The following is a 20,057-nucleotide window of genomic DNA, read 5'->3' as shown; positions in this document are numbered from 1 at the left end:
GGGTGCGCATGAGGGCAATTGGGATTTCGCCGGGCCGGCAGCCTCGCGCGTACAACCCTGACGGGGGGACGGGTGTCCTACAGGCGTGGCAGAGGCACTCCTCGAACTTGCAGTCCTTCCGGCACGCACCGGGATCATCCCGTCGCGCCGGGGCCTTCGCACGTCCGGCATATCCGGCAAGACCCTCGGTGGGGTCCCCGTGATCGTGCCCGTCCCGCCGGCCGGGGCCCCGGAGACGCCCCTGCGGCCCGCCGTCCCGACCCGGAGCGGCCTCGTGCCCGCGCCACGCGAAAGCGCTGACGCGAGCGGGAGCGGCACGGGCGAGGCGGGCGAGGCGAAGGCGGTGGTGGCCGGTACCACCGTCGACCACCTCACCGAGACCTACCAGGCGCACTACCGCTCGCTGCTCGGCCTCGCCGCGCTGCTCCTCGACGACACCGCCTCCTGCGAGGACGTCGTCCAAGAGGCGTTCATCCGCGTGCACTCGGCCCGCAACCGCGTCCGCGACCGGGACAAGACCCTGGCGTACCTGCGCCAGACCGTCGTGAACCTGTCGAGGTCCGCCCTGCGCCGGCGCATCCTCGGCCTCAAGCTGCTGTCGAAGCCGATGCCGGACATGGCGAGCGCCGAAGAGGGCGCGTACGACCAGCTGGAACGGGACGACCTGATCAAGGCGATGCGCGGACTCCAGCGCCGCCAGCGCGAGGTGCTGGTGCTGCGCTACTTCGCGGACATGACGGAAGCCCAGGTCGCCGAGACGCTGGGGATATCCCTCGGCTCGGTGAAGGCGTACGGATCGCGGGGCATGGCCGCGCTGCGGGTGGCGATGGAGGCTGCGCAGTCATGATGGACGACCACACAGCGCCGGGCGGCGCGGGCGAGGAGCAGGCGCTGCGGGGCCTGCTGCGTGGGGCCGTCGAGGGCCTCGAACCCTCCGAGGGCGCGCTGGATCGACTGCGGTACGCGGTCCCCGCGCGCCGGGTCCTGAAGCGCCAGGTCTTCATCGGCGCGGCGTCGGTGGCCCTGCTCGCCGGGGCCGCGATCCCGGTGGCCCTGCACCTGACGTCCGGCGAGGGCACCATCCCCGACCACTCGACGATGGCGGGGCACGACTCCTCCTCCGGCGGCAAGCCGGGCATCAAGCCCTCCGATCCGCACCAGAACGGCTCGGGAGCCACCCCGAAGTCCACCCGCCCCACCGGAGCCGGCCCCGTCGCGGGCGGCACCACCGGGCAGCCCAGCGCCACCGCGGGCGCCTCGGCGGACGGGGTGACGGTGGGCCCGTCCGGCAGTGCCGGTTCGGCCGGACCCGTCGGCTCGGGCGGTGTGGGCGGCGTGCTCGTCAGGCCGGGCCCACTGCCCCCGGTGGCGGCACCGGCTCTGCCGGGATGCGGGTCAGCGCAGCTGGGTGTGGTGGGCTCGGCCCGCGCGCCGGAGGCCGACGGCAAGGTGTACGGCAGCTTCAAGGTCACCAACGTGTCGGCGCAGGGCTGTGCCGTCACCGGCCCGGACACCGTCACCGCGGCCGGCTCCGCCACGGGCACGGGCGCGGCGGTTCCCGTCGTCGGCCACACGGCGGGGGACCCGGCGAGCGGGTTGCTGCCGGACCCGGCGGACCAGACGACGGTGCTGGCGCTGCCCCCGAACACGGCGTACGAGGTCCGCTTCGCGTGGGTGCCGTCCGGTGAGCCCTGCACGGAGGCGACCTCGGGCGCCAACCCGAAGCCCCCGGCCGACTCCGTGACGGCGCCCGGTGCCTCGAATGTGACCGGACAGGAGCAGCAGGGCGTCACACCCGCCGTGGCCCCGACCGGGGTCGAGGTCTCCCACACCCCGCAGCCGGGCTCCCCGACGACGCAGACGACCATCCCCCAGGCGTGCGGCGGCACGGTCTACCGCACGGCCCCGATCCCGGTGGGGACCACCAAGCCGTAACCCCTGCGGGGCGCCCGGTGGTGCGGGCGCCACCGGGACCGGAACCCGGCCGCGGCGCCGCCGCCGGGGCTCCGCCCCGGACCCCGGTCCTCAGACGCCGGAGGGGCCGGCTTTCTGCTCGGCCGCCGCACCGGCCGGCGAGGCCGCGGGCTCCGCGGGCAACAGGCCCGCCTCGGTGTCCCGCAGGGTCTCCACCTCGCGCCGGTACAGCCGTACCCACATGAACAGCACGAAGGCGACGAAGACGAACCACTCGCCCGTGTACCCGAGGTTCTGGAAGGCCTTCAGGTCGAGCCCGGTGTTGACCGGCGCCTGAGCCGGCACCGGAAGCATGCCGTCCACGGGCGTCTGCACCGTCAGCCACGCGTCGTACAGGTCGTACGGGACGATGTTGACCAGCGAGGCCGCACCGATCACGCCCAGCTGTCCGGCCGGCAGCCCGCCCGCCGCGTGCACGCCCTTGCTGCTTGAGCTCTCGGAGGCCTGCAGCGCCCCGGTCACCTCGACCCGGCCCGTCGGCGCGGCCGGCGCCTTCCCCGGGTCCGCCGCCCCCGGCAGCCAGCCCCGGACCACCGGGACGGCCTTGCCGGAGTCGGTCTTCAGCAGGGTCAGCACATAGAAACCGGATTCGCCGCCGAGCAGCCGTTCGGGGACCAGCAACTGCTCCCCGTACTCCCCGGAGGTGGACGCGAGGCGTCCGGAGGTCTTCGTGTCCACCGGGAGCAGCGAGTCCAGCGGCGCGGCCACCCGGTCCGCGGGCCGTTCGGCGCTCGCCTCCCGGTGGCTGTCGACGCGGTCCTCGAAGCGGCCGAGCTGCCAGGACCCCATGAACAGGCAGAAGGGGACGGCGAGCGCGACGAAGACGTTGATCCCCCACCAGCGCGGGGTCAGGAGAAACCGGTGCACCCCACCACGGTACGGGGGGCGCACCGGCAACCACCGGGCGGCCCCTAACGCGGCAGGTGCTTCAGCGCGAATTCCAGGTCCATCCGGACCTGCTTGATCCGCTCCTCCACCACCAGCGAGCCGTGCCCCGCGTCGTAGCGGTACACCTCGTGCACCGCCCCGCGCGCCGCCAGCCGGTCGACGTAGTTGTCGATCTGCCGGATCGGGCAGCGCGGGTCGTTGACGCCCGCCGCGATGTGCACCGGGGCCTTCACCGCGTCCACGTACGTCAGCGGCGAGGAGGCCTCGAAGCGGTCCGGGACCTCCTCCGGCGTGCCCCCGAAGAGGGTGCGGTCCAGCGCCTTCAGCGCCTCCATCTCGTCGTGGTACGCCGTCACGTAGTCGGCGACCGGCACCGCGGACAGCCCCACGGCCCAGGCGTCCGGCTGCGTGCCCAGCCCCAGCAGCGTCAGGTACCCGCCCCAGGAGCCACCCGACAGCACCAGCCGCGCCGGGTCCGCCAGGCCCGAGGACACGGCCCACTCCCGGACCGCCGCGATGTCCTCCAGCTCGATCAGGCCGACCCGGTGCTTGAGGGCGTCGGTCCACTCGCGGCCGTAGCCCGTCGAGCCCCGGTAGTTGACCCGGACCACCGCGAAGCCGTGGTCCAGCCAGGCCGCCGGGGTCGCCGCGAAGGCGTCGCTGTCGTGCCAGGCGGGCCCGCCGTGGATCTCGAAGACCGTCGGGAAGGGGCCCTCCCCGTGGCCGGCCGGCCGCTGCACCAGCGAGTGGATCCGCCCGCCCGGGCCCTGGACCCACACGTCCTCCACCGGCACCGAGCCGGGCGGACGGAAGCCGGGCGGGTCCAGGACGACCCCGCCGGACGTGGACCGCACCGACGAGGGCTCCGCGGCCGAGGACCACAGGTACTCCACCGTCCCGTCGGGCCGCGCCGTCGCACCCGAGACCGTCCCCGAGGGCGTGTCCACGCGTACGAGCTCCCGCGCCGCCAGGTCGTAGCGCCACAGCTCGCTGCGCGCCTCGAAGCCGTGCTCGACCAGCAGCGCGGAGCCGTCCGGGTACCACTCGGCGCTCACGTCGCCCGGCAGGTCGATCGCCAGCTCCTCCTCGGCGCCGGTGGCCACGTCCCACACCATCGGCTCCCAGCGGCCGCGCCGCTGGTGGCCCACGAGCAGCCGGGTGTCGCCCGCGACCGGCGCGAAGCCGAGCACCTCCAGGCCCAGCTCCTCGGTCCCGCCCCGCGAGTCGTCCAGCTCGGCGACGGTGCTCCCGTCGAGGGTGAGCACGCGCAGCGCGGAGTGCATGGCGTCCCCGTGCTCGGTGTGCTCGACGGCGACGAGCGTCCCGTCGTAGGAGAGGTCACCGACGCCGGCCGACTCGCGGTGGCGGTAGATCACGGCGGGCGCGGAGCCGTCCGGGCGGACCACGTGGACGGTCGAGCCGTCCTCGTCGGTGGAGCGGCCCACGACCGCCGTCCCGTCGCGGCCGATGGCCAGCCCGGCCGGGTACGAGGGCTCCAGCCCGGGGGCGGCGGGCTTGTCGGCGCCGCCCGCGAAGGGCTGGCGGACCCAGGTGCCGAACTCGTCGCCGTCCGTGTCGGAGAACCACCAGATCCACTCGCCGTCGGGGGAGAGGGTGCCGTCGGTCGTGCCGTTGGGGCGGTCGGTGGCCTGCCGCTGCGCGCCCGTGGCGCGGTCCCAGGCGTAGAGCTCGAAGGTTCCGGTCGCGTTGGAGACGAAGAGCGACCGGTCCGGGGCGTCCTCCGCCCAGTCGGGCAGGCCGACGCGCGGCGCCCGGAAACGCTTCTCCCAGTCGGGCATCTCGGGGGTGATCTCGCTGTCGCTGGTCATGCGCCCATTGTGGCCGCCGCGGGCCCCGGGATGCCGACTGCTCCATACGGGCGCACAGTGGAACTCGCACCCCAAGGAGGAACGATCATGGCGAAGAAGGCCCACACCGGCCACCACAGCCACCAGGATTCCGAGCGGGCCATCGCGAAGAACACGGCGGTGGAGGCCCGAGCCAAGGCCGCGAACAGGGACATCCAGTCGTCCGCCGCGAAGACGCGCGGCATGCAGCAGAAGGCCCAGGCCAAGCGGGGCTGAGTCTCTAGGCTGGCGCCATGCGGATGATCGTCCGGGGCGCCCGGCTGCTGCACACAGATGGCCTGTCCGACGTCGAGGTCGGGGAGGACGGCCGTATCGCGCGGGTGGTTCCGTACGACGACCAGAAGGAACCGCCCGCCACGGGCATCCTCGTCGAGGCCCACGGCTGCCTCCTCTCCACCCCCTTCGTCGAACCGCACATCCACCTCGACACCGCCCTGACGGCGGGCGAACCCCGCCCCAACGCCTCCGGCACCCTCTGGGAGGGCATCGCCCGCTGGAGCGAACGCAAGCAGACCCTGACCCGCGAGGACGTGATCGCGCGGGCCACCGAGGTGCTGCGCTGGCAGGCGGCGCACGGGGTGCTGCACGTACGCACCCACTGCGACATCACCGACCCCTCGCTCACGGCGCTCGACGCCCTGCTCGAAGTGCGCGACCGAGTCCGGGACTTCATGACCCTGCAGATCGTGGCGTTCCCGCAGGAGGGCATCGTCTCCTTCCCGGGCGGCGAGGCCCTGCTGCGCGAGGCGGTCGCCCGCGGCGCGGACGTGGTCGGCGCGATCCCGCACTTCGAGGACACCCGCGAGGACGGGGTGGCCTCCCTGAAGACGGCCTTCGCGCTCGCCGAGGAGCACGGGCTGCGCGTGGACGCGCACTGCGACGAGATCGACGACGAGCAGTCCCGGTTCGTGGAGGTGCTGGCCACCCTCGCCCTGCGCTCGGGCCTGCGCGAACGGGCCACGGCCTCCCACACCACGGCCATGGGCTCCTACAACGGCGCGTACAGCTTCAAACTCCAGCACCTGCTGGCCCGTTCCGGCATCAACCTGGTCTCCAACCCCTTCGCCAACCTGGGCCTCCAAGGCCGCTTCGACGCCTACCCCAAGCGCCGCGGCCTCACCCAGGTCAAGGAGATGCTGGCCGCCGGGGTCAACGTGGCGTTCGGACACGACGACGTCATGGACCCCTGGAACACGCTCGGTACCGCGAACCCCCTCCAGACCGCCCTCGTCGGCCTGTACGCCGCCCAGCTCACCGGCGCCGGTGAAATCCCCCTCGCCTTCTCGATGGTGACGGACCGTGCGGCCCGGGTGCTCGGCCTGTCCGAGGCCGAGTACGGCATCACCGCCGGCGCCCCCGCCTCCTTCGTCCTGCTGCCGGCCCCCTCGCCCGAGGAGGCGGTACGCCGCCAGGTCCGCCCCCGGTACGTGGTCTCGCGGGGCAGCGTCCTCGCCGAGACCCCGCCGGCGCCCACCCGGCTCAACTGGCCGGGGGAGCCCCCGTCGGAGGTCGACTTCAGCCGCCGCCTACGCTGACGCCCCATGACCTGGACCCTTGACACCGAAGCGGCCCGCGCCGCCTACGAGATCGCCGCGGAGTACACCGAGGCGGCCCTCCTGAACCACTCGGTCCGCTCCTACGCCTTCGGCGCCGAGTACGCGCAGCGCCACGGCCTCGCCTACGACGCCGAACTCCTCTACGTCAGCGCCCTGCTCCACGACATGGGTCTGACCGCGCCCTTCGACAGCCATACCCTGCCCTTCGAGGAGGCCGGCGGTCACGTCGCCCGCGTCCTCACGGCAGGGCTCGGCTGGCCGCCCGCCCGCCGAGCCCGCGCCGAAGAGGTGATCGTCCTGCACATGCGGGACGACGTGAGCGCCGCCGAGGACGTCGAGAGCCACCTCCTCCAGGTCGGCACCAGCGCCGACGTCTCGGGCCTGCGCCTCGCCGAGTTCGACCCGGCCTTCACCGAGGCCCTCCTGAAGGACCGCCCCCGCCTCGGGTTCGGCGCCTCCTTCCTCGCCCTCGTCGAGGACCAGGCCGCCCGCAAGCCCACCTGCGCGGCGGCCGCGTACGTCGCGGGCGGCGCGGCGGGGCGCATCATGTCCAACCCGATGGACCGCGTCGGATAGCGTGCCCGCATGTCGTGGGACGAGGACGGAACACCGCACCCGCTCGCACTGCGCCGCACCGGCCGCAGCGAACTGGACCCGGACCGGCTCCCCGAGATGCGGGAACTGGAGGTGCTCGGCTGGGAGCCCGCGCCGGAGGAACTGCGCTGGGTGTTCCTCCCGTACGTGTGGCCGCCGGCCGCCCGGACCTGGATCCCGGACCGGTCCACCCACTGGGCCGTGGAGACCTCGCTGGACGGCCACGGCCACATCACCGGCGTCGAGGCCGCCCCCCTCCCCGAGGCCGACCTGCACGGCCTCGACGCCGAGACCGACGCGGCCGTGGCCGCCCTCGGCCTGCCGCCCCGGCCCGGCGGCCGGCTATGGCTGCTGCGCCCGGTCGGCCCCTTCGCGGGTCTCGGCGAACTCCTCGCCCACTTCGACGCGCTGGCCGCCGAACGCGGGGTGGACGCCCGGACCGCCTCCACGGAGTTCCTCGCACTGGTCCGAGGCGAACTCGACGCCTTGCAGGAGCCGTCCTAGCCGCGCGGCGGCCAGGGCGTCACGTCGTGCGTCTCCTGCGGATACGGCCGGCCGGGTGCGGCTGCGGGTGCGGGTACGGGATCGGCCTGCGGCCGGTCGTACGACGGGAGCGGGGGCTGCGGCGGCGAGCCCGGGGTCGGGACCTGGAGGCTTCCGTAGCGTTCCATCCGCTGCCAGTGCAGGCGTGAGCCGGCGATCGCGGTGAACACCGACTGGATGACGACCAGGTACATCAGCTGGCGGTAGACGAACTGCTGGAGCGGCAGGCTCCACAGCGGCCCGGGCCGCTCCCCGTCGAGGCGGAAGGCGTACAGGGCCATCAGGGTCTGGAGGAGCAGGAACGCGCACCACAGGCCGATGATGCGGACCGGGTCGAGGAAGACCAGGCCGAAGACGGCGAAGACGTCCACGACGGGCGCGAGCAGCGGCAGCAGCACCTGGAACATCAGCAGGTAGAGCAGACCGCGCCGGCCCAGCTTCCCGGCCTGCCCGCGCCGGCTGAGGGCGTCCCGGTGCTTCCACATCGCCTGCAGGGTGCCGTAGCACCAGCGGTAGCGCTGCTTCCACAGCGCGCGGAGCGTGGCGGGAGCCTCGGTCCAGGCGATGGCCCGCTCCTCGTACACCACCCGCCAGCCGTCCCGGCACAGCGCCATCGTGAGGTCGGTGTCCTCGGCGAGGGTGATGTCGCTGAGGCCGCCGACCCGCAGCAGGGCGTCGCGGCGGAACGCGCCGACCGCGCCGGGCACGGTGGGCATGCATTCGGCGAGGTCGAAGAGGCGCCGGTCGAGGTTGAAGCCGACGACGTACTCGATGTGCTGCCAGCGCCCGAGCAGACCGCCGCGGTTGACCACCTTCGCGTTGCCGGAAACGGCCCCGACCCGCCGGTTGGCGAAGGGCTGGACGATCATGCGGACCGCGTCCGGCTCGAAGACGGTGTCGCCGTCCACCATGACGACCAGGTTGCACGAGGCGGCGGCTATGCCGGTGTTGAGCGCCGCGGGCTTCCCCGCGTTCTGCTGGCGGATGACCCGTACGCCCCGCAGGTTCAGGGCCTCGACGATGTCGGCGGTGCCGTCGGTGGAGCCGTCGTCGACGACGATGACCTCCACCTGGTGGTCCGACGCGAGCAGGGAGCGGACGGCCGCCTCGATCCCGGCGCTCTCGTTGTAGGCGGGGACGATGACGCTCACCGGCTCGGTGACCGGCCTGCCCCACGGCCTGCGGCGCATCCGGACGTGACGGCGCGCGGCGACGAACACCGCGATCGCGCGCAGCACGCTGACGGCGCCGGCCGCCCACAGCAGCCAGCCGAGCAGATCGAGCACCCAGCCGCTGGCGCGCAGGGCGTTGATCAGCGCCAGGCCCTGCCACTCGTCGGTGGCGGAGGCGGGCTTGACGGGGCTGGGAAGGCCGACCGCGTCGCTGACGGTGGTGAAGCGGAAGCCGTCCTTCTTGAGGTTGGGCAGCAGCTGCTCCAGCGCCGCGACGGTCTGCGAGCGGTCGCCGCCCGCGTCGTGCATCAGGAGGACCTGGCCGTCCGTGCCCTTGGGAGTGGAGTTGGCGATGATCCGCTCGATGCCGGGGCGGCGCCAGTCCTCGCTGTCCTGCGTGGTGAGGACGGTGAGGTAGCCCTTCTGCCCGGCCTGCACCACGGTGTCCCAGTCCGCGTCGCTCAGAGCCTCGTTGGTCGAGGAGTAGGGCGGTCGCAGCAGGGGGGTGGTGACGCCGGCGGCTCCGGCGATGGCGAGCTGGCTCTCGCGCAGCTCCAGGGAGCGCCGCCACGCGGAGGCCGCGGCGAGGTCGGTGTGGGTGAAGGTGTGGACGCCGATCTGGTGGCCCTCATCGACGATCCGCCGGGCCAGCTCAGGATGGGCGGACACCTGGGTGCCGACGGTGAAGAAGGTCGCCCGCACCTGGTTGCGGCGCAGGACGTCGAGGACCTTCGGGGTCCAGACCGGGTCGGGGCCGTCGTCGAAGGTCAGGGCGATCGTGCGGGGCCCGGGACCGGCCACCCGCCCTGCGGCGCCCTCCACGACCGGGCCGCCCGAGCGGATCTGCTCCGGTACGGAGGCCGACGAACCGGCCTCGCGCGCGGCTCCGTCGGGAGTGCTGTCGAACATGTGCTGGGAGTAGCCCTGCAGCAGCAGCGCGGCCGAGAGGGTGATGACGAGGGCGGTCAGCAGCAGCCAGTGGGTGCGCAGGGGGACGTTGCGCACCGTGCTGTGCCGCCCGCGGGGGAGGCGGCGGCGCCGGTTGTTCGACACGGGAGGGAGTGCTTCCTGGCTGGTGGGGGGAGCTGGTGGGGTTACGGCTTGGCGGTGGGTTTGCCGCCGCCCTGGCCGGGCGGGGAAGTCGGTCTGCCATGGCCGTTCGAGCCGGGGCTCGGGGCGGCTCCGGTCGCGGCCGTGGTGGGCCTGGCGGTGGGTGCCTGCCCGGGGCCGGTCCCGGCCGGGGGCTTGTCGGGGGCCGTGGACGCGGCGGCGGGGGAGGCAGGGCCGCCGGGGGTGGTGGTGCGGCGCGGAGCGGCGGAGGCGGACGCGCTGGGCTCGGCGGCGGGCGCCTTGCTCGGCGCGGCGTCCACACCGCGGGGGGCGGGCAGGAACGGCGAGCGGAGCGTCGGCCCGCCGAACAGGGAGCTGAGTACGAGGACCACGTAGGCGACCGCGGGCACGACGAGCAGCCACCCCAGGCGGCGGACCCGGCGCTGGCGCCGGCCCGAGGAGTCCACGAACACCGGGCTCGGTTCGTCCGTTTCCGCCGCGCTCGGGGAGCCCGCGGTGATCCGCGGGAGTTCCAGCGTGTCGTAGTCCGTGTCCGTGTAGCCCGGCTGTGGTCGCATCGGTGGGGTCTGCCTCTACGGGGTGCGGCTGGTGGTCGGGGCGTCGTTGCGGGGCTGGGTCTGCGGCGGGTCGGAGTCCGGCTTGCCGCTCGGGCGGGGGCCGGGGGTGTGGGCGGGAACCGGGTCCTCGGGCCGCTTGGTCGCGTCCGGTTTGGCGGTTCTGCCGCCCTTGTCGCTCTTCTCGGGCTTCGGGGGGGCGCCACGCTTGCCGTCCGTGGACTGCGGGACCGGAGACGCGGCAGGCGTCTCGTCATGGCCGCCGCCCAGGACCGGCGCGCAGTAGCCCGCGACGGCGGCGGGCCCTCCGGCGGCGGCGACCAGCGGGGCGAACCGGCGCTCGGCCAGCAGCTCGGCGGGCTTCCGGATGCTCGGCGCGCCCTCCGCGGCGTAGGCACGGCAGAGTTCGGCGAGATCGGGGGGCAGGGGCCGCGCCGAGCCGGAGAGCGTCCCCGCGGTCGGCTCCCCGCGCATCTGGGAGGGCTTGGAGGCGGTGGGAGCCGGGGCGCTGCTCACGGGCTTGCCACCGAGGGCGGCGGGCAGATGGCCCGTCCCGGCGGCGACGGCGACACCGCCGAGGGTGGCGGCCGCCACGGCGCCCAGGAGCATCGCGGGGGTGCGCATCTTCCGCTTGCGGGGGGCGACGGAAGTCGACATACGGGGAGGAACCGGAGCGAGGCGGGCAGACCGAAAGGCCGCCATGGCCGCCTGCTCGCCGGGCAGTTCACCACCGTCCGCGGGGACGGACGCGGCGGGAGCGGATACGGCGGCGAGCAGTTCGGCGAGGGCGTCGTGACCGGGTGCGGCGCCGGCTCCGGCGCCGGCGAGCAGATGCTCGGCCGTGGCGCGGTCGATCCGGCGGGATCGGTTGGTGCTCATCTCGCATCCTTCAGCGTCGGAGACGTCGTCGGTGTCACTCCTGGGGCGAAACTGCCTTCGAGCGGCTGCTGAGCGCCGTCCGATTCCGCTTCCCGCTGTTTCTGCTGTTCGAGGAGGCCGGCCAGCTTGCGCAGGCCCCGGTGCGCGGCCGTCCGTACCGCACCGGCCCGCTTGCCCAGCACGCGCGCCGCGCTCGCGGCGTCCAGGTCCATGACCACGCGCAGGAGCACGGCCTCGCCCTGGTCCCGGGGCAACCGGGCTATCAGGGCGAGCGCGTCGTCGGTGGCGACCGTGGCCAGCGCGCTCGACTCGGTGTCCTCGGGGGCCCGCCGGTCCAGCAGGTACTCGACCGGCAGGTCGGCCGTCGGACGGCGCCGGCGCCGGCGCAGCAGGTCGAGCGCCCGGTTGCGGGCTATCGCCGTCACCCAGCCCCGGAACCCGTCGAAGTCCCCGTGGAACGTCCCCAGGTCGCGGGCGACCTGCAGCCAGGTCTCGGAGGCGGCGTCCTCGGCCTCCTCCCCGACCAGCGCGGTCAGATAGCGCAGCAACCCCGGCTGCACCTGCCGGAAGAGCGCCCGGAAGGCCGCCTCGTCCCCCTGTTGCGCCGCTCTGACCTCACCGGACATGTCTCCCGGGCGTCGTCCTGCCTCGTTGTCGGCTCCGCCGAACTCCTCCGCACTGTGCACCCGGGACATGATGCGTCAGATGAATCAGCCAGTTCATCCGATGGGCCGGATATCACCTGATGTTCTCGCGAGGAAGTACGGCGCCAAGCCCTGGCCAAATCCCGCCGGGTTGAGCAAGGATCACGTCCGCACCACGCCACGCACGTTCTTCCGGCACATCACGCCCTTCACAGGAGGATGTTCATGCCTCGCCGTATACCCAGCGGCCTGATCGCCGCGGCCACCGCCACCGTGGCGCTCACCCTGGCCGCACCCGCCTCGGCGTCAGCCTCCGCCCCGGGCGCATCCCTCCCCCAGGGCCGCGTCTTCATGGTCAACCCCGTCCAGTCCTCCGGCGACCAGACGCTCGCCGACGCCAAGGACTCCGCCACGGCGGTGCCCGCTTCCGCTTACGTCACCACCGCCCTGCGGAACCTCGACGCGAGCGGCGGGCTCTCGGGCAAATGGGCTTCCGTCCGGTCCGACACCGGCGCCTCCGCGAAGGTCGCGGACGCGGCTTCGTACAACCGCCGCGACGACCAGTTCGAGCAGGTCATGGCCTACTTCTGGGTCAACGAGGCGCAGGAGTACCTCCAGGGGCTGGGCTTCGGCTCGGAGCTCCCCGGGGCCAACGACCGCGCGCAGCCGGTCCGTATCAACCAGTACGGCGCCGACAATTCCTTCTTCACGGACAAGAAGGACGAGATCCGCTTCGGCAAGGGCGGGGTCGACGACGCCGAGGACGCCGAGGTGATCGTCCACGAGTACGGCCACGCGGTCCACGAGGCCCAGGTCCCCGGCTTCGGCACCTCCCCGGAGGCCGGCGCGATCGGCGAGGCCTTCGGCGACTACCTGGCCGTCGAGGTCGGCGCCAACGCGGACTCCCGCTACGGCTGGCCCCGCAAGGCGGACCTGGCGTGCGTCGCCGACTGGGACTCGGTCCCCTACAGCGATGCCCCGCACTGCCTGCGCCGCGTCGACGGCTCCAAGGTCTACGCGGACCGGGTGGGCGAGGTCCACGCGGACGGCGAGATCTGGTCACGGGCGCTCTTCGACATCCGGGGCGCCCTGGGGGCCCGGACCGCCGACCGGATCATCGTGAACGCGCAGTTCGGCTTCGCGCCCGACACGAGCTTCACGGACGCGGCGCTGAAGACGGTCGCGACCGCCGAGCGCATGTACGGCAAGAGCGCGGCGGATTCGGTCCGCGCGGCGTTCAAGTCCCGCCAGATCCCCGGCGTCTGACGACCGATCCCCGACACCCGCTCGGCCCCGGGGTCCAACTACCCCCGGGGCCAAGCGGAATGTTCCGTTTTCGACCGCTCAGCGGACATGAGGATCCTCTCTCCGGACAACAACAGGTCAAATTCTTGTTGCATACCTGTCAATCGCCCTCTCCTTCCTGGCAATCTCGCAGCGCCCCCACGGCAACGAAGGAGAACGAGTGACCCACCACATGTCCTCTACCCCCACCTCCCGCAGCCGGACCCGCGTGCTGCGCACCGCCGCCCTCGTCGGGTCCGCGGCGATGGTCGCGCTCGCCGTCCAGAGTGGCTCCGCCAACGCCGCCGCCGAGCGCGAGGCCGGCGCCACCGCCGTCACGCAGTCGGCCTCCGCCCGCGCCCAGGCGATCTCCGCCGCGCAGAGCGAGGCGGCCGGCACCGCGCGTGCCATCGGCCTCTCCGACGAGGAGCGCCTCGTCGCCCGCGACGTGGTCAAGGACGCCGACGGCACGGTCCACACCCGCTACGAGCGCACCTACGCCGGCCTGCCCGTCCTCGGCGGCGACCTGGTCGTCCACCAGAAGAAGGACGGCAGTCGCAAGACCACCAAGGGCACCGAGGCCCGAATAGCGCCCACCGCCGCCCGCTCCCTGAAGGCCGCGCCCGCCGGCGCCCGCGAGGTGGTCTGGGCCGCGACCGGCACCCCCGTCTTCGCCTACGAGGCCGTGATCACCGGCACCCAGCCCGACGGAACCCCGAGCGAGCGCCACGTCATCACCGACGCCGCCACGGGCGCCGAGCTCTGGGCGTACGAGGCCATCGACACCGGCACGGGCACCAGCGGCTACTCCGGCACCGTGACCATCGGCACCACCCCGAACGGCTCGGCGTACGACCTGACCGACGCGGGTCGCGGCGGCCACAAGACGTACGACCTGAACGGCGGCACCAACGGCACCGGCAGCCTCTTCACGGACGCCGACGACCAGTGGGGCGACGGCACGCCCTCCAACCGCCAGACCGCCGCCGTCGACGCCCAGTACGGCGCGGCCGTGACCTGGGACTTCTACAAGGCGGAGCTCGGCCGCAACGGCATCGCGGGCGACGGCAAGGCCGCGTACTCCCGGGTCCACTACGGCAACGCCTACGTCAACGCCTTCTGGAACGACAGCTGCTTCTGCATGACCTACGGCGACGGCGCGGGCAACGCCAAGCCGCTGACCTCGCTGGACGTCGCCGGCCACGAGATGAGCCACGGCCTGACCGCCGCCACCGCCAAGCTGAACTACAGCCGCGAGTCCGGCGGCCTCAACGAGGCCACCAGCGACATCTTCGGCACCTCGGTGGAGTTCTTCGCGAACAACCCCTCCGACATCGGTGACTACCTCATCGGCGAGAAGATCGACATCCGTGGCAACGGCACCCCGCTGCGCTACATGGACAAGCCGAGCAAGGACGGCGCCTCCGCCGACTACTGGTCGAAGACCGTCGGCCGGCTCGACGTCCACAACTCCTCGGGCGTCGCCAACCACTTCTTCTACCTGCTCTCCGAGGGCAGCGGCGCGAAGACGATCAACGGCGTGTCCTACAACTCCCCGACCTACGACGGCTCCACCGTCACCGGCATCGGGCGGACCAAGGCCTACAAGATCTGGTACAAGGCCCTGTCGACCTACATGACGTCGACCACCAACTACGCGGGCGCCCGCACGGCGACCCTCCAGGCGACGGCCGACCTCTACGGCACGACCGGCGCCGAATACCAGCAGGTGGCGGCGGCGTGGAAGGCCGTCAACGTCAAGTGACGCCCTGATCCCCAACGAGCCCGCACCCGGGGGCGACTCCCGCCCCCGGGCCCGGGCCGCCGACCAACACCGGAAACGCCAGTCAGGGGCCTGATCCACTTTCGCGGATCAGGCCCCTGACCTGGTCTTACTCTGTCGGGGTGGCGGGATTTGAACCCACGACCTCTTCGTCCCGAACGAGGTCCACCCAAGATCCCCACCTGCGCGGACGCCATTTCCCCTGTTCAGCGCCTTGCCTTCAGTTGGTGCGGCGTGGTCTGGAGGGGTCCCGGGGAGTTGGTCGGCTCCCCATCGGCTCCCAAAGTAACGACGCTCCGACTCGTCTGGTCCGATGATCAGGGAACCCGCCGAGGCGCAGATCCGCGAAGATGGCACCGTCGAATTGCCCATGGGTGTTCTCGCCGAGGCGGGACTCACCGTCGGAGCCAGGATCCTCGTCTACAGCGATGGGGACGGAAGGATCGTGCTCCGCAGGGAGGCTGACGCCGTCGAGGACCTACTCAACGGCCGTCTGCTCTAGGTCTCGGCTCAGCGCGTCACGGCATGGTCATGAGATCGGGGTTGTCGATCATGCTGCGGTGGAGGTGTGTCAGGTCGACGCCGCAGTGATAGGCGAGCTGAGCGTGGCGCTCCCGCTCACGTTGTGTGATCGCCTCTCCATCCCGAGTCGTGACGACGATGCCCGGACGGGAAGGGCCGTCGATGGCCTCGTTCAGCGAGGCCCAGACCAGGTCGCTCAGTCGCCCGCTCCTACCCCAGCAGATGTAGCGAGTGGTACTTCCATCGGTGGCGAGGCAGTGGTTGGGCTTGCCCTCCACCGAGTCGGGGATGGCGACCCAGCCGGGACCGCAGAACGACTGGACGATCTCTTCGGCACCCCGAAAGCGGCGCTGCACGTATGGGACGAAGTTCCCGATCCCCTCCTGTGCCCGCGCGTACTCCTTCATCGGCACGTCCTTGAACCACACGCGAACGTCTTTGTCGCTGGCGAAGCCTCGGAGCTCTCCGCCGATGGTGGGATCATCGAACCACCGACGGTACTGAGCGGTCTTTCCCGGGTTGGCCAGGAACTCCCAATCCAGTTCGTCGGCGGTGCGGTACATGCTCAGGACAATGCGGTGGCGGAGATCCTCGGGAAGGTTGAGCTGGGGCAAGGTGGCTACTCCGGGGCAGCGAGGGCGGACGGGAACTGCAGACGGTGTTCGTCGTACTGGGTTTCGAGGCTAGCCGCGTCCTTGATCCACTCATCCATCAGGGTCGCGACCCGCTGGTCGTTGAACTCGATTCGTGAGGGCGTGACCTGGTCGAGGATCTCTACTGCGCCCTCGCTTTCAAGGCTCCGTTTGATCTTGAGAGCGGCCGCGATACGGCGAAGGTCGCTGACGAAGTCGAGCACCGTCACGCGTTCCTTGCCCTCGCGAAGTCGGAGCCCCCGGCCGAGCTGTTGAACGAAGATGCGGCGGGAGTGGGTCACTCTGGCAAAGCAGAGGATGTTGACGTCGGGTACGTCGACCCCCTCGTTAAGGATGTCCACCGATGTGAGGAGGGGGACCTCCCCACTGCGGAACGCGAGTAGGCGCCTCTGCCGCTCCCGCTTGGCAAGGCCGGCGTGCAAGGCGAGCGCTCCGGACCACAGAGGAGTGCGACGTAGCAGTTCGGCGAGCTGTTCCGCGTGTTCAACGGTGCGGCAGAACACGATTGCTCTTGGATTCGCCGTGGAGGCCCAAGCTGACGCCAGTTCGTCCCGGATGGACTCGTCCCTCTGGGGTAGGAAGAGTCGGGCGTTGAGGTCCGCGAGGCTGTAGTCATGGTCACTGGCAGCCTTGACGACGTCCCAATCAACATTGTCGACGAACAGCCGGTAATCGACCTGGGCGAGGTATCCCCGGCGCATGCCCTCTTCGATGCCAAGTGTGAAGCTCGCGGGGCCGAACTGGTGACTGATGTCGTGCGCGTCGCCCCGCCAGGGTGTGGCTGTGACACCGAACTGCCGGGATTCACGGAGCACTTCGAGGAGTTCCTCGTATTGGCCGTCAGCGCCGACATGATGCGCCTCATCGACCATCACGAGTGCCGGACGGTAGCCGAACCGGGCTGCGGGCAGGGCAGATCCCACAGTCGCGCAAGTCACCCCGGACAGATCGTCAGGGCGGGTGTCCCCAGTCAGGAGTCGAGTGGGCACCTCCTTGGGCAGGTGCCGCCAGAGTGCCCGCTCCAGTTGCTGAACCAGGTCCTTGGCGTGTGCGACCACCAACACCTGATCCTTCGGGTGCTGGCGGAGGTGCGTCGCGATGACCTCACCGCCCACGACCGTCTTCCCGAGCCCGGTAGCGAGGATGAGCAAGGCGCGGCCAGTGGAGTCAAGATCCTTGCCCAGTGCCCACAGCGCCTCCGCTTGGTATGGGCGGGGGGTCACTCGGCCGAAGCGCGGCTGAATCCCCTCGAAGCTGCGGGTGAGGTGTCCCCCCTCCCAGAGGTGGATGGTCGGGCTGATGCGCGCCAGGACGTCTACCCGACGCCGCGCGTCAGAACTGAATCGGCTATTGGTGACGACGACGGCCTGGTGAGCGCGGTAGTGGTCGCGTGCGTTGTTCACCTCGTTGACCGCGTCGGCGCCGACGATCCCGCGCCGCTTCCACTTGCACTGGAAGACCCATAGCTGTCCTTGCCGACGTGCGAGAACATCACCGCCCTCGTCGCCGGAACCGTCGATGACGGCGACATCAGTGAAGCCGAGATGCCACAGGAGTCGCTCGATACATCGAGGGAACTGCAGCGGTCCGGCGTCGAGGAGGGGTCCTGGGGCCAGGAAACTGTTCATCACACTCCGTTCCTCAGCTGTCGTCCGCGAGGTCGCGGGCCACCAAGCGGCAACTGATGCGAATACGGGCGAGCTCCTCCGGCGTGATCTTCGGACGGTGCTGCGCCAGGAGCGCCAGGTCGCTGAGGGGGTTCATCAGACGTTCGACCATGAGGTCGCGCGCGTCCGACGCGGACAGGGCGGCGTAGGCGCGCCGGAAGACCCTTCCATCCATGAACAGAGCCGGCGATTCGCTGATCACGTGCAGGACTGCGCTGGCCGGACTGAAGCGGATGAAGTCGCCGCTGTTTATCGCCTCATTCCAGTCCAGGCCGGGCTCCGACTCCAGGGCGAACCGTTCCTCGGCGGCTTCACGCTCGTGGGCACGCAGCTGCAGCCAGTGCACGGCTGGCGTCTCGGCAATCACGGGGGCCATCAGGGCACGAATCCGCTCAAGCAGCTGCTCAGCCTCGTCGGCCATCGCGGTGGGAGTGAGTCTCGGGCTGGACGAACGCTCCTTGAACAGCAGAAGCAGCTGGGCGAGTGGAGTGGAGCTGTCGTTGGTCCTGACCCGCATGTACTCGGCCGCCTCCAACAGCGCTACATCGCGCATGTCCGCCCCGTGTTCGCGGTACAGCTGGTGGTCGGCGTCGACGAATACCTCCAGCCGGGGAGAACGCACCATGACAGCGAAGGCTGGAGTCTCTTGGTCCTTCGCGTTGGAGATGCGTCGATCTCGTACCGCCCAGACCTTCAGCTCAACCCGTCCCAGCGCGGGAATCATGTACTCGCCAGCGAGGTCCGGCAGCTGGTCGGCATGGTCGCGGTAGTGCTGCAGTCGCTGTTCGAATGTCTCTACAGGCTCGGGGTCCTCGACGGCAGGGACGATTGTCGTCCCAGACACCTCGATTGGCTTCTCGTCCTCGGGCAGCGGATCGAGCCCGGGGAGAAGCTGGTCGATTCCGCCCTGCGGGTCGGGTTCCGGCTCCTCCTGCGCGGGGTGGTCGTGGCTGTACGCGGCCTCGTACCAGATCTCGTCGTTCTGGTAGTCCTCGTGCCCCTCCCGGAACAGCTTTGCCCAAGTGACGGTCTTCTCGTGGATCGGGTCCTTGCCGTTGCCGGGCACCAAGTAGTTCAGGCCGGGGTCCTGGCGACGGAAGCCTGCGTAGAGGAGAGCCAGGGGGCTGTCGTTCTCGGGTAGCTGACGCCTCTTGGCGATCTCCGGGCGCAGAGGGCTCTCTCCCCGTACGGCGCGCAATACCTGGTGCCACTCGGCGGTCTCGAACTCGAAAGCCGTCTTCTGGTAGTTCGGGGTGACGTGGTCACAATGGATCTCACCCACGAGGCGACCCGTGGCCGCCTTAGAGTCGATCGGGTACTCCAGCTCGGGCTCCCCCAGGCCGTCCTCATCGGTCCAGTAGAAGACCTTCTTGTCCTTGAGGAGGATCTTGCGGCCGTTGCGGAGGAAGTCGATTCCGTAGTCAGTACGGTGCACGTAGCGCTGCACGCCGATCCAACCCCAGATGCGACGCGGACGCACCTCCAGGCGTTCCTGAGCGCACTCACGGCAGCGGCTGACGTCCAACGGGTTCCAGTAACCGCACGCCATGCACGCCTTTTTGTCGGTGAGGGCGACGTCTATGTGCTGGACGGCATTGATCTCCACCCCCCGGCGCGTGACGCTGCGCTTCGCGTCCCACGTGCACGGCATCCGAGGGGGAAGCTTCTTGCCGTTGATGGTGAGCAAGAAGCCGCGCTCGGAGAGTAGATAGCTGTAGACGTCACTCAGCTTCTCGCGGATCACCTTGAGAGCGTTCGAGCGGCGCAGCGCGTCGAACTGCTCGCCCTTGAGGTCACTGATGGCGATGGTGGTCCCGTGCTCAGACGGATTCGTCTTCGGCACTTGACGGTACGGAGCCTGGTACTCGGCGGACGCCTCGATCTCCGGTAGATCGAGGGTGACCTCGGTCCAGAAGGGATCTCCTGCCTGCCCGGTACGCACCGTGGTCTTGCGCCCGAGACGCGCCGTCGCGATGTTGAACCCCATGCCGAACAGGCCGAGCGCTCCGTGACGGCCATTGCCGCTCCACCCGGCGCTGATGGCCTTGCTCAGGGCTTCCAGGCTCATGCCGCGGCCGTTGTCACGGACGACTACCTCGGCTGTCGCACGGGAATCTTGGGCGCTCGGCAGGGAGATACTCACCGTTGGCCGTTCGTCGCCCGCCCGGGACGTGGACTGGAACTCGTCGAAGGCGTTGTCGACGAGTTCCGCAAGACACTGCCAGGCCGCGAACTCGATGTCGCCCAGGACACCGAGGATGCGGGGATGAGGCATGACGTTGATGTACTGCCCATCAGACATTCGCGGCCGCCCTCTGCAGTTGTGTAGCGCAATCGCGCTCGGAGCGACGCGACAAACGCACCAGACCGGAGCCGCGCGTCGCGCCCGGCTCGCCCCCCAAAAG

At 71.1% G+C, this 20,057-nt stretch carries 18 protein-coding genes; 9 read left to right on the top strand and 9 right to left on the bottom strand.

The window, feature by feature from the left end; all coding sequences use genetic code 11:
* The first annotated feature begins 133 nt into the window (after nt 1–133).
* Complete coding sequence (locus ACIQ5Y_RS04120) at nt 134–847, top strand: SigE family RNA polymerase sigma factor (RefSeq protein ID WP_403875659.1); 714 nt, start codon at nt 134–136, stop codon at nt 845–847.
* Nucleotides 844–1,935, top strand: coding sequence for a hypothetical protein (locus ACIQ5Y_RS04115; RefSeq protein ID WP_403874766.1), 1,092 nt, complete (start codon nt 844–846; stop codon nt 1,933–1,935). The genes ACIQ5Y_RS04120 and ACIQ5Y_RS04115 overlap by 4 nt, the downstream gene beginning before the upstream one ends.
* 90 nt (nt 1,936–2,025) lie before the next feature.
* Here the strand turns inward: ACIQ5Y_RS04115 and ACIQ5Y_RS04110 are convergent, their stop codons facing one another.
* Nucleotides 2,026–2,841, bottom strand: a complete 816-nt coding sequence (locus ACIQ5Y_RS04110; protein WP_403874764.1) for an SURF1 family protein — start codon at nt 2,839–2,841, stop codon at nt 2,026–2,028.
* Nucleotides 2,842–2,885: 44 nt separating this feature from the next.
* Nucleotides 2,886–4,691, bottom strand: coding sequence for a prolyl oligopeptidase family serine peptidase (locus ACIQ5Y_RS04105; protein WP_403874763.1), 1,806 nt, complete (start codon nt 4,689–4,691; stop codon nt 2,886–2,888).
* Between the two features lie 87 nt (nt 4,692–4,778).
* Here ACIQ5Y_RS04105 and ACIQ5Y_RS04100 point away from each other — a divergent pair, with 87 nt between their 5' ends.
* Genes ACIQ5Y_RS04100 through ACIQ5Y_RS04085 form a run of 4 tightly spaced genes read left to right on the top strand, consistent with a single transcriptional unit; the run spans nt 4,779 to nt 7,384 of the window.
* Nucleotides 4,779–4,946 (top strand): hypothetical protein, encoded by a 168-nt coding sequence (locus ACIQ5Y_RS04100; RefSeq protein WP_403874761.1) that lies wholly within the window; start codon nt 4,779–4,781, stop codon nt 4,944–4,946.
* 17 nt (nt 4,947–4,963) lie between these two features.
* Nucleotides 4,964–6,265: a cytosine deaminase gene (codA, locus tag ACIQ5Y_RS04095; protein WP_403874759.1), complete on the top strand. Its 1,302-nt coding sequence runs from the start codon at nt 4,964–4,966 to the stop codon at nt 6,263–6,265.
* 6 nt (nt 6,266–6,271) lie between these two features.
* On the top strand, nt 6,272–6,862 hold the full coding sequence (locus tag ACIQ5Y_RS04090; protein ID WP_403874758.1) for an HD domain-containing protein: 591 nt from the start codon (nt 6,272–6,274) through the stop codon (nt 6,860–6,862).
* Between the two features lie 9 nt (nt 6,863–6,871).
* Nucleotides 6,872–7,384 carry a DUF5956 family protein gene (locus ACIQ5Y_RS04085; protein WP_403874756.1) on the top strand — a complete coding sequence of 171 codons (513 nt, stop codon included), beginning with the start codon at nt 6,872–6,874 and terminating at the stop codon, nt 7,382–7,384.
* On the opposite strand, the gene ACIQ5Y_RS04080 is transcribed toward ACIQ5Y_RS04085, so the two are convergent.
* The 4 genes from ACIQ5Y_RS04080 to ACIQ5Y_RS04065 are packed head-to-tail and all read right to left on the bottom strand — an operon-like array spanning nt 7,381 to nt 11,725.
* A complete protein-coding gene (locus tag ACIQ5Y_RS04080; protein ID WP_403874754.1) occupies nt 7,381–9,648 on the bottom strand; it encodes a bifunctional polysaccharide deacetylase/glycosyltransferase family 2 protein in 2,268 nt (755 codons plus the stop codon). The genes ACIQ5Y_RS04085 and ACIQ5Y_RS04080 overlap by 4 nt on opposite strands.
* A 41-nt stretch (nt 9,649–9,689) precedes the next feature.
* A complete protein-coding gene (locus ACIQ5Y_RS04075) occupies nt 9,690–10,223 on the bottom strand; it encodes a hypothetical protein (protein ID WP_403874752.1) in 534 nt (177 codons plus the stop codon).
* 15 nt (nt 10,224–10,238) lie between these two features.
* Nucleotides 10,239–11,099: a hypothetical protein gene (locus ACIQ5Y_RS04070; protein WP_403874750.1), complete on the bottom strand. Its 861-nt coding sequence runs from the start codon at nt 11,097–11,099 to the stop codon at nt 10,239–10,241.
* On the bottom strand, nt 11,096–11,725 hold the full coding sequence (locus ACIQ5Y_RS04065) for an RNA polymerase sigma factor (protein ID WP_403875656.1): 630 nt from the start codon (nt 11,723–11,725) through the stop codon (nt 11,096–11,098). The genes ACIQ5Y_RS04070 and ACIQ5Y_RS04065 overlap by 4 nt, the downstream gene beginning before the upstream one ends.
* A 243-nt stretch (nt 11,726–11,968) precedes the next feature.
* Between ACIQ5Y_RS04065 and ACIQ5Y_RS04060 the strand changes: the two genes are divergently transcribed.
* From ACIQ5Y_RS04060 to ACIQ5Y_RS04050, 3 genes are all read left to right on the top strand, one after another.
* Nucleotides 11,969–13,009, top strand: coding sequence for a M4 family metallopeptidase (locus ACIQ5Y_RS04060; protein WP_403874748.1), 1,041 nt, complete (start codon nt 11,969–11,971; stop codon nt 13,007–13,009).
* Between the two features lie 211 nt (nt 13,010–13,220).
* A complete protein-coding gene (locus ACIQ5Y_RS04055) occupies nt 13,221–14,792 on the top strand; it encodes a M4 family metallopeptidase (RefSeq protein WP_403874746.1) in 1,572 nt (523 codons plus the stop codon).
* 331 nt (nt 14,793–15,123) lie between these two features.
* Nucleotides 15,124–15,312, top strand: a complete 189-nt coding sequence (locus tag ACIQ5Y_RS04050) for a hypothetical protein (protein ID WP_403874744.1) — start codon at nt 15,124–15,126, stop codon at nt 15,310–15,312.
* 16 nt (nt 15,313–15,328) lie between these two features.
* On the opposite strand, the gene ACIQ5Y_RS04045 is transcribed toward ACIQ5Y_RS04050, so the two are convergent.
* From ACIQ5Y_RS04045 to ACIQ5Y_RS04035, 3 genes are read right to left on the bottom strand one after another with little or no spacing between them, the layout of a single operon-like run.
* Nucleotides 15,329–15,895 (bottom strand): hypothetical protein, encoded by a 567-nt coding sequence (locus ACIQ5Y_RS04045; RefSeq protein WP_403874742.1) that lies wholly within the window; start codon nt 15,893–15,895, stop codon nt 15,329–15,331.
* Nucleotides 15,896–15,951: 56 nt separating this feature from the next.
* The gene (locus ACIQ5Y_RS04040) at nt 15,952–17,613 is read right to left on the bottom strand and encodes a DEAD/DEAH box helicase (protein WP_403874740.1); all 1,662 of its coding nucleotides are present in this window, start codon (nt 17,611–17,613) and stop codon (nt 15,952–15,954) included.
* Between the two features lie 13 nt (nt 17,614–17,626).
* Nucleotides 17,627–19,954, bottom strand: coding sequence for an ATP-binding protein (locus ACIQ5Y_RS04035; protein ID WP_403874738.1), 2,328 nt, complete (start codon nt 19,952–19,954; stop codon nt 17,627–17,629).
* Between the last annotated feature and the right edge of the window lie 103 nt (nt 19,955–20,057).

Origin of the sequence: Streptomyces sp. NPDC096339 (genome assembly GCF_044762985.1) — a bacterium.
Taxonomy (GTDB): Bacteria; Actinomycetota; Actinomycetes; order Streptomycetales; family Streptomycetaceae; genus Streptomyces.
The sequence above is the reverse complement of the archived record's forward strand: the minus strand, read 5'-3'. Positions and strand labels throughout refer to the sequence as shown.

Bases quoted from the DNA above. Each gene is read 5' to 3' on its own strand.
- ACIQ5Y_RS04115 (WP_403874766.1), top strand. From the start codon at position 844: ATGATGGACGACCACACAGCGCCGGGCGGCGCGGGCGAGGAGCAGGCG.
- ACIQ5Y_RS04105 (WP_403874763.1), bottom strand. From the start codon at position 4,691: ATGACCAGCGACAGCGAGATCACCCCCGAGATGCCCGACTGGGAGAAG.
- ACIQ5Y_RS04100 (WP_403874761.1), top strand. From the start codon at position 4,779: ATGGCGAAGAAGGCCCACACCGGCCACCACAGCCACCAGGATTCCGAG.
- codA (WP_403874759.1), top strand. From the start codon at position 4,964: ATGCGGATGATCGTCCGGGGCGCCCGGCTGCTGCACACAGATGGCCTG.
- ACIQ5Y_RS04090 (WP_403874758.1), top strand. From the start codon at position 6,272: ATGACCTGGACCCTTGACACCGAAGCGGCCCGCGCCGCCTACGAGATC.
- ACIQ5Y_RS04085 (WP_403874756.1), top strand. From the start codon at position 6,872: ATGTCGTGGGACGAGGACGGAACACCGCACCCGCTCGCACTGCGCCGC.
- ACIQ5Y_RS04075 (WP_403874752.1), bottom strand. From the start codon at position 10,223: ATGCGACCACAGCCGGGCTACACGGACACGGACTACGACACGCTGGAA.
- ACIQ5Y_RS04070 (WP_403874750.1), bottom strand. From the start codon at position 11,099: ATGAGCACCAACCGATCCCGCCGGATCGACCGCGCCACGGCCGAGCAT.
- ACIQ5Y_RS04065 (WP_403875656.1), bottom strand. From the start codon at position 11,725: ATGTCCGGTGAGGTCAGAGCGGCGCAACAGGGGGACGAGGCGGCCTTC.
- ACIQ5Y_RS04060 (WP_403874748.1), top strand. From the start codon at position 11,969: ATGCCTCGCCGTATACCCAGCGGCCTGATCGCCGCGGCCACCGCCACC.
- ACIQ5Y_RS04055 (WP_403874746.1), top strand. From the start codon at position 13,221: ATGTCCTCTACCCCCACCTCCCGCAGCCGGACCCGCGTGCTGCGCACC.
- ACIQ5Y_RS04050 (WP_403874744.1), top strand. From the start codon at position 15,124: ATGATCAGGGAACCCGCCGAGGCGCAGATCCGCGAAGATGGCACCGTC.
- ACIQ5Y_RS04045 (WP_403874742.1), bottom strand. From the start codon at position 15,895: ATGTACCGCACCGCCGACGAACTGGATTGGGAGTTCCTGGCCAACCCG.
- ACIQ5Y_RS04040 (WP_403874740.1), bottom strand. From the start codon at position 17,613: ATGAACAGTTTCCTGGCCCCAGGACCCCTCCTCGACGCCGGACCGCTG.
- ACIQ5Y_RS04035 (WP_403874738.1), bottom strand. From the start codon at position 19,954: ATGTCTGATGGGCAGTACATCAACGTCATGCCTCATCCCCGCATCCTC.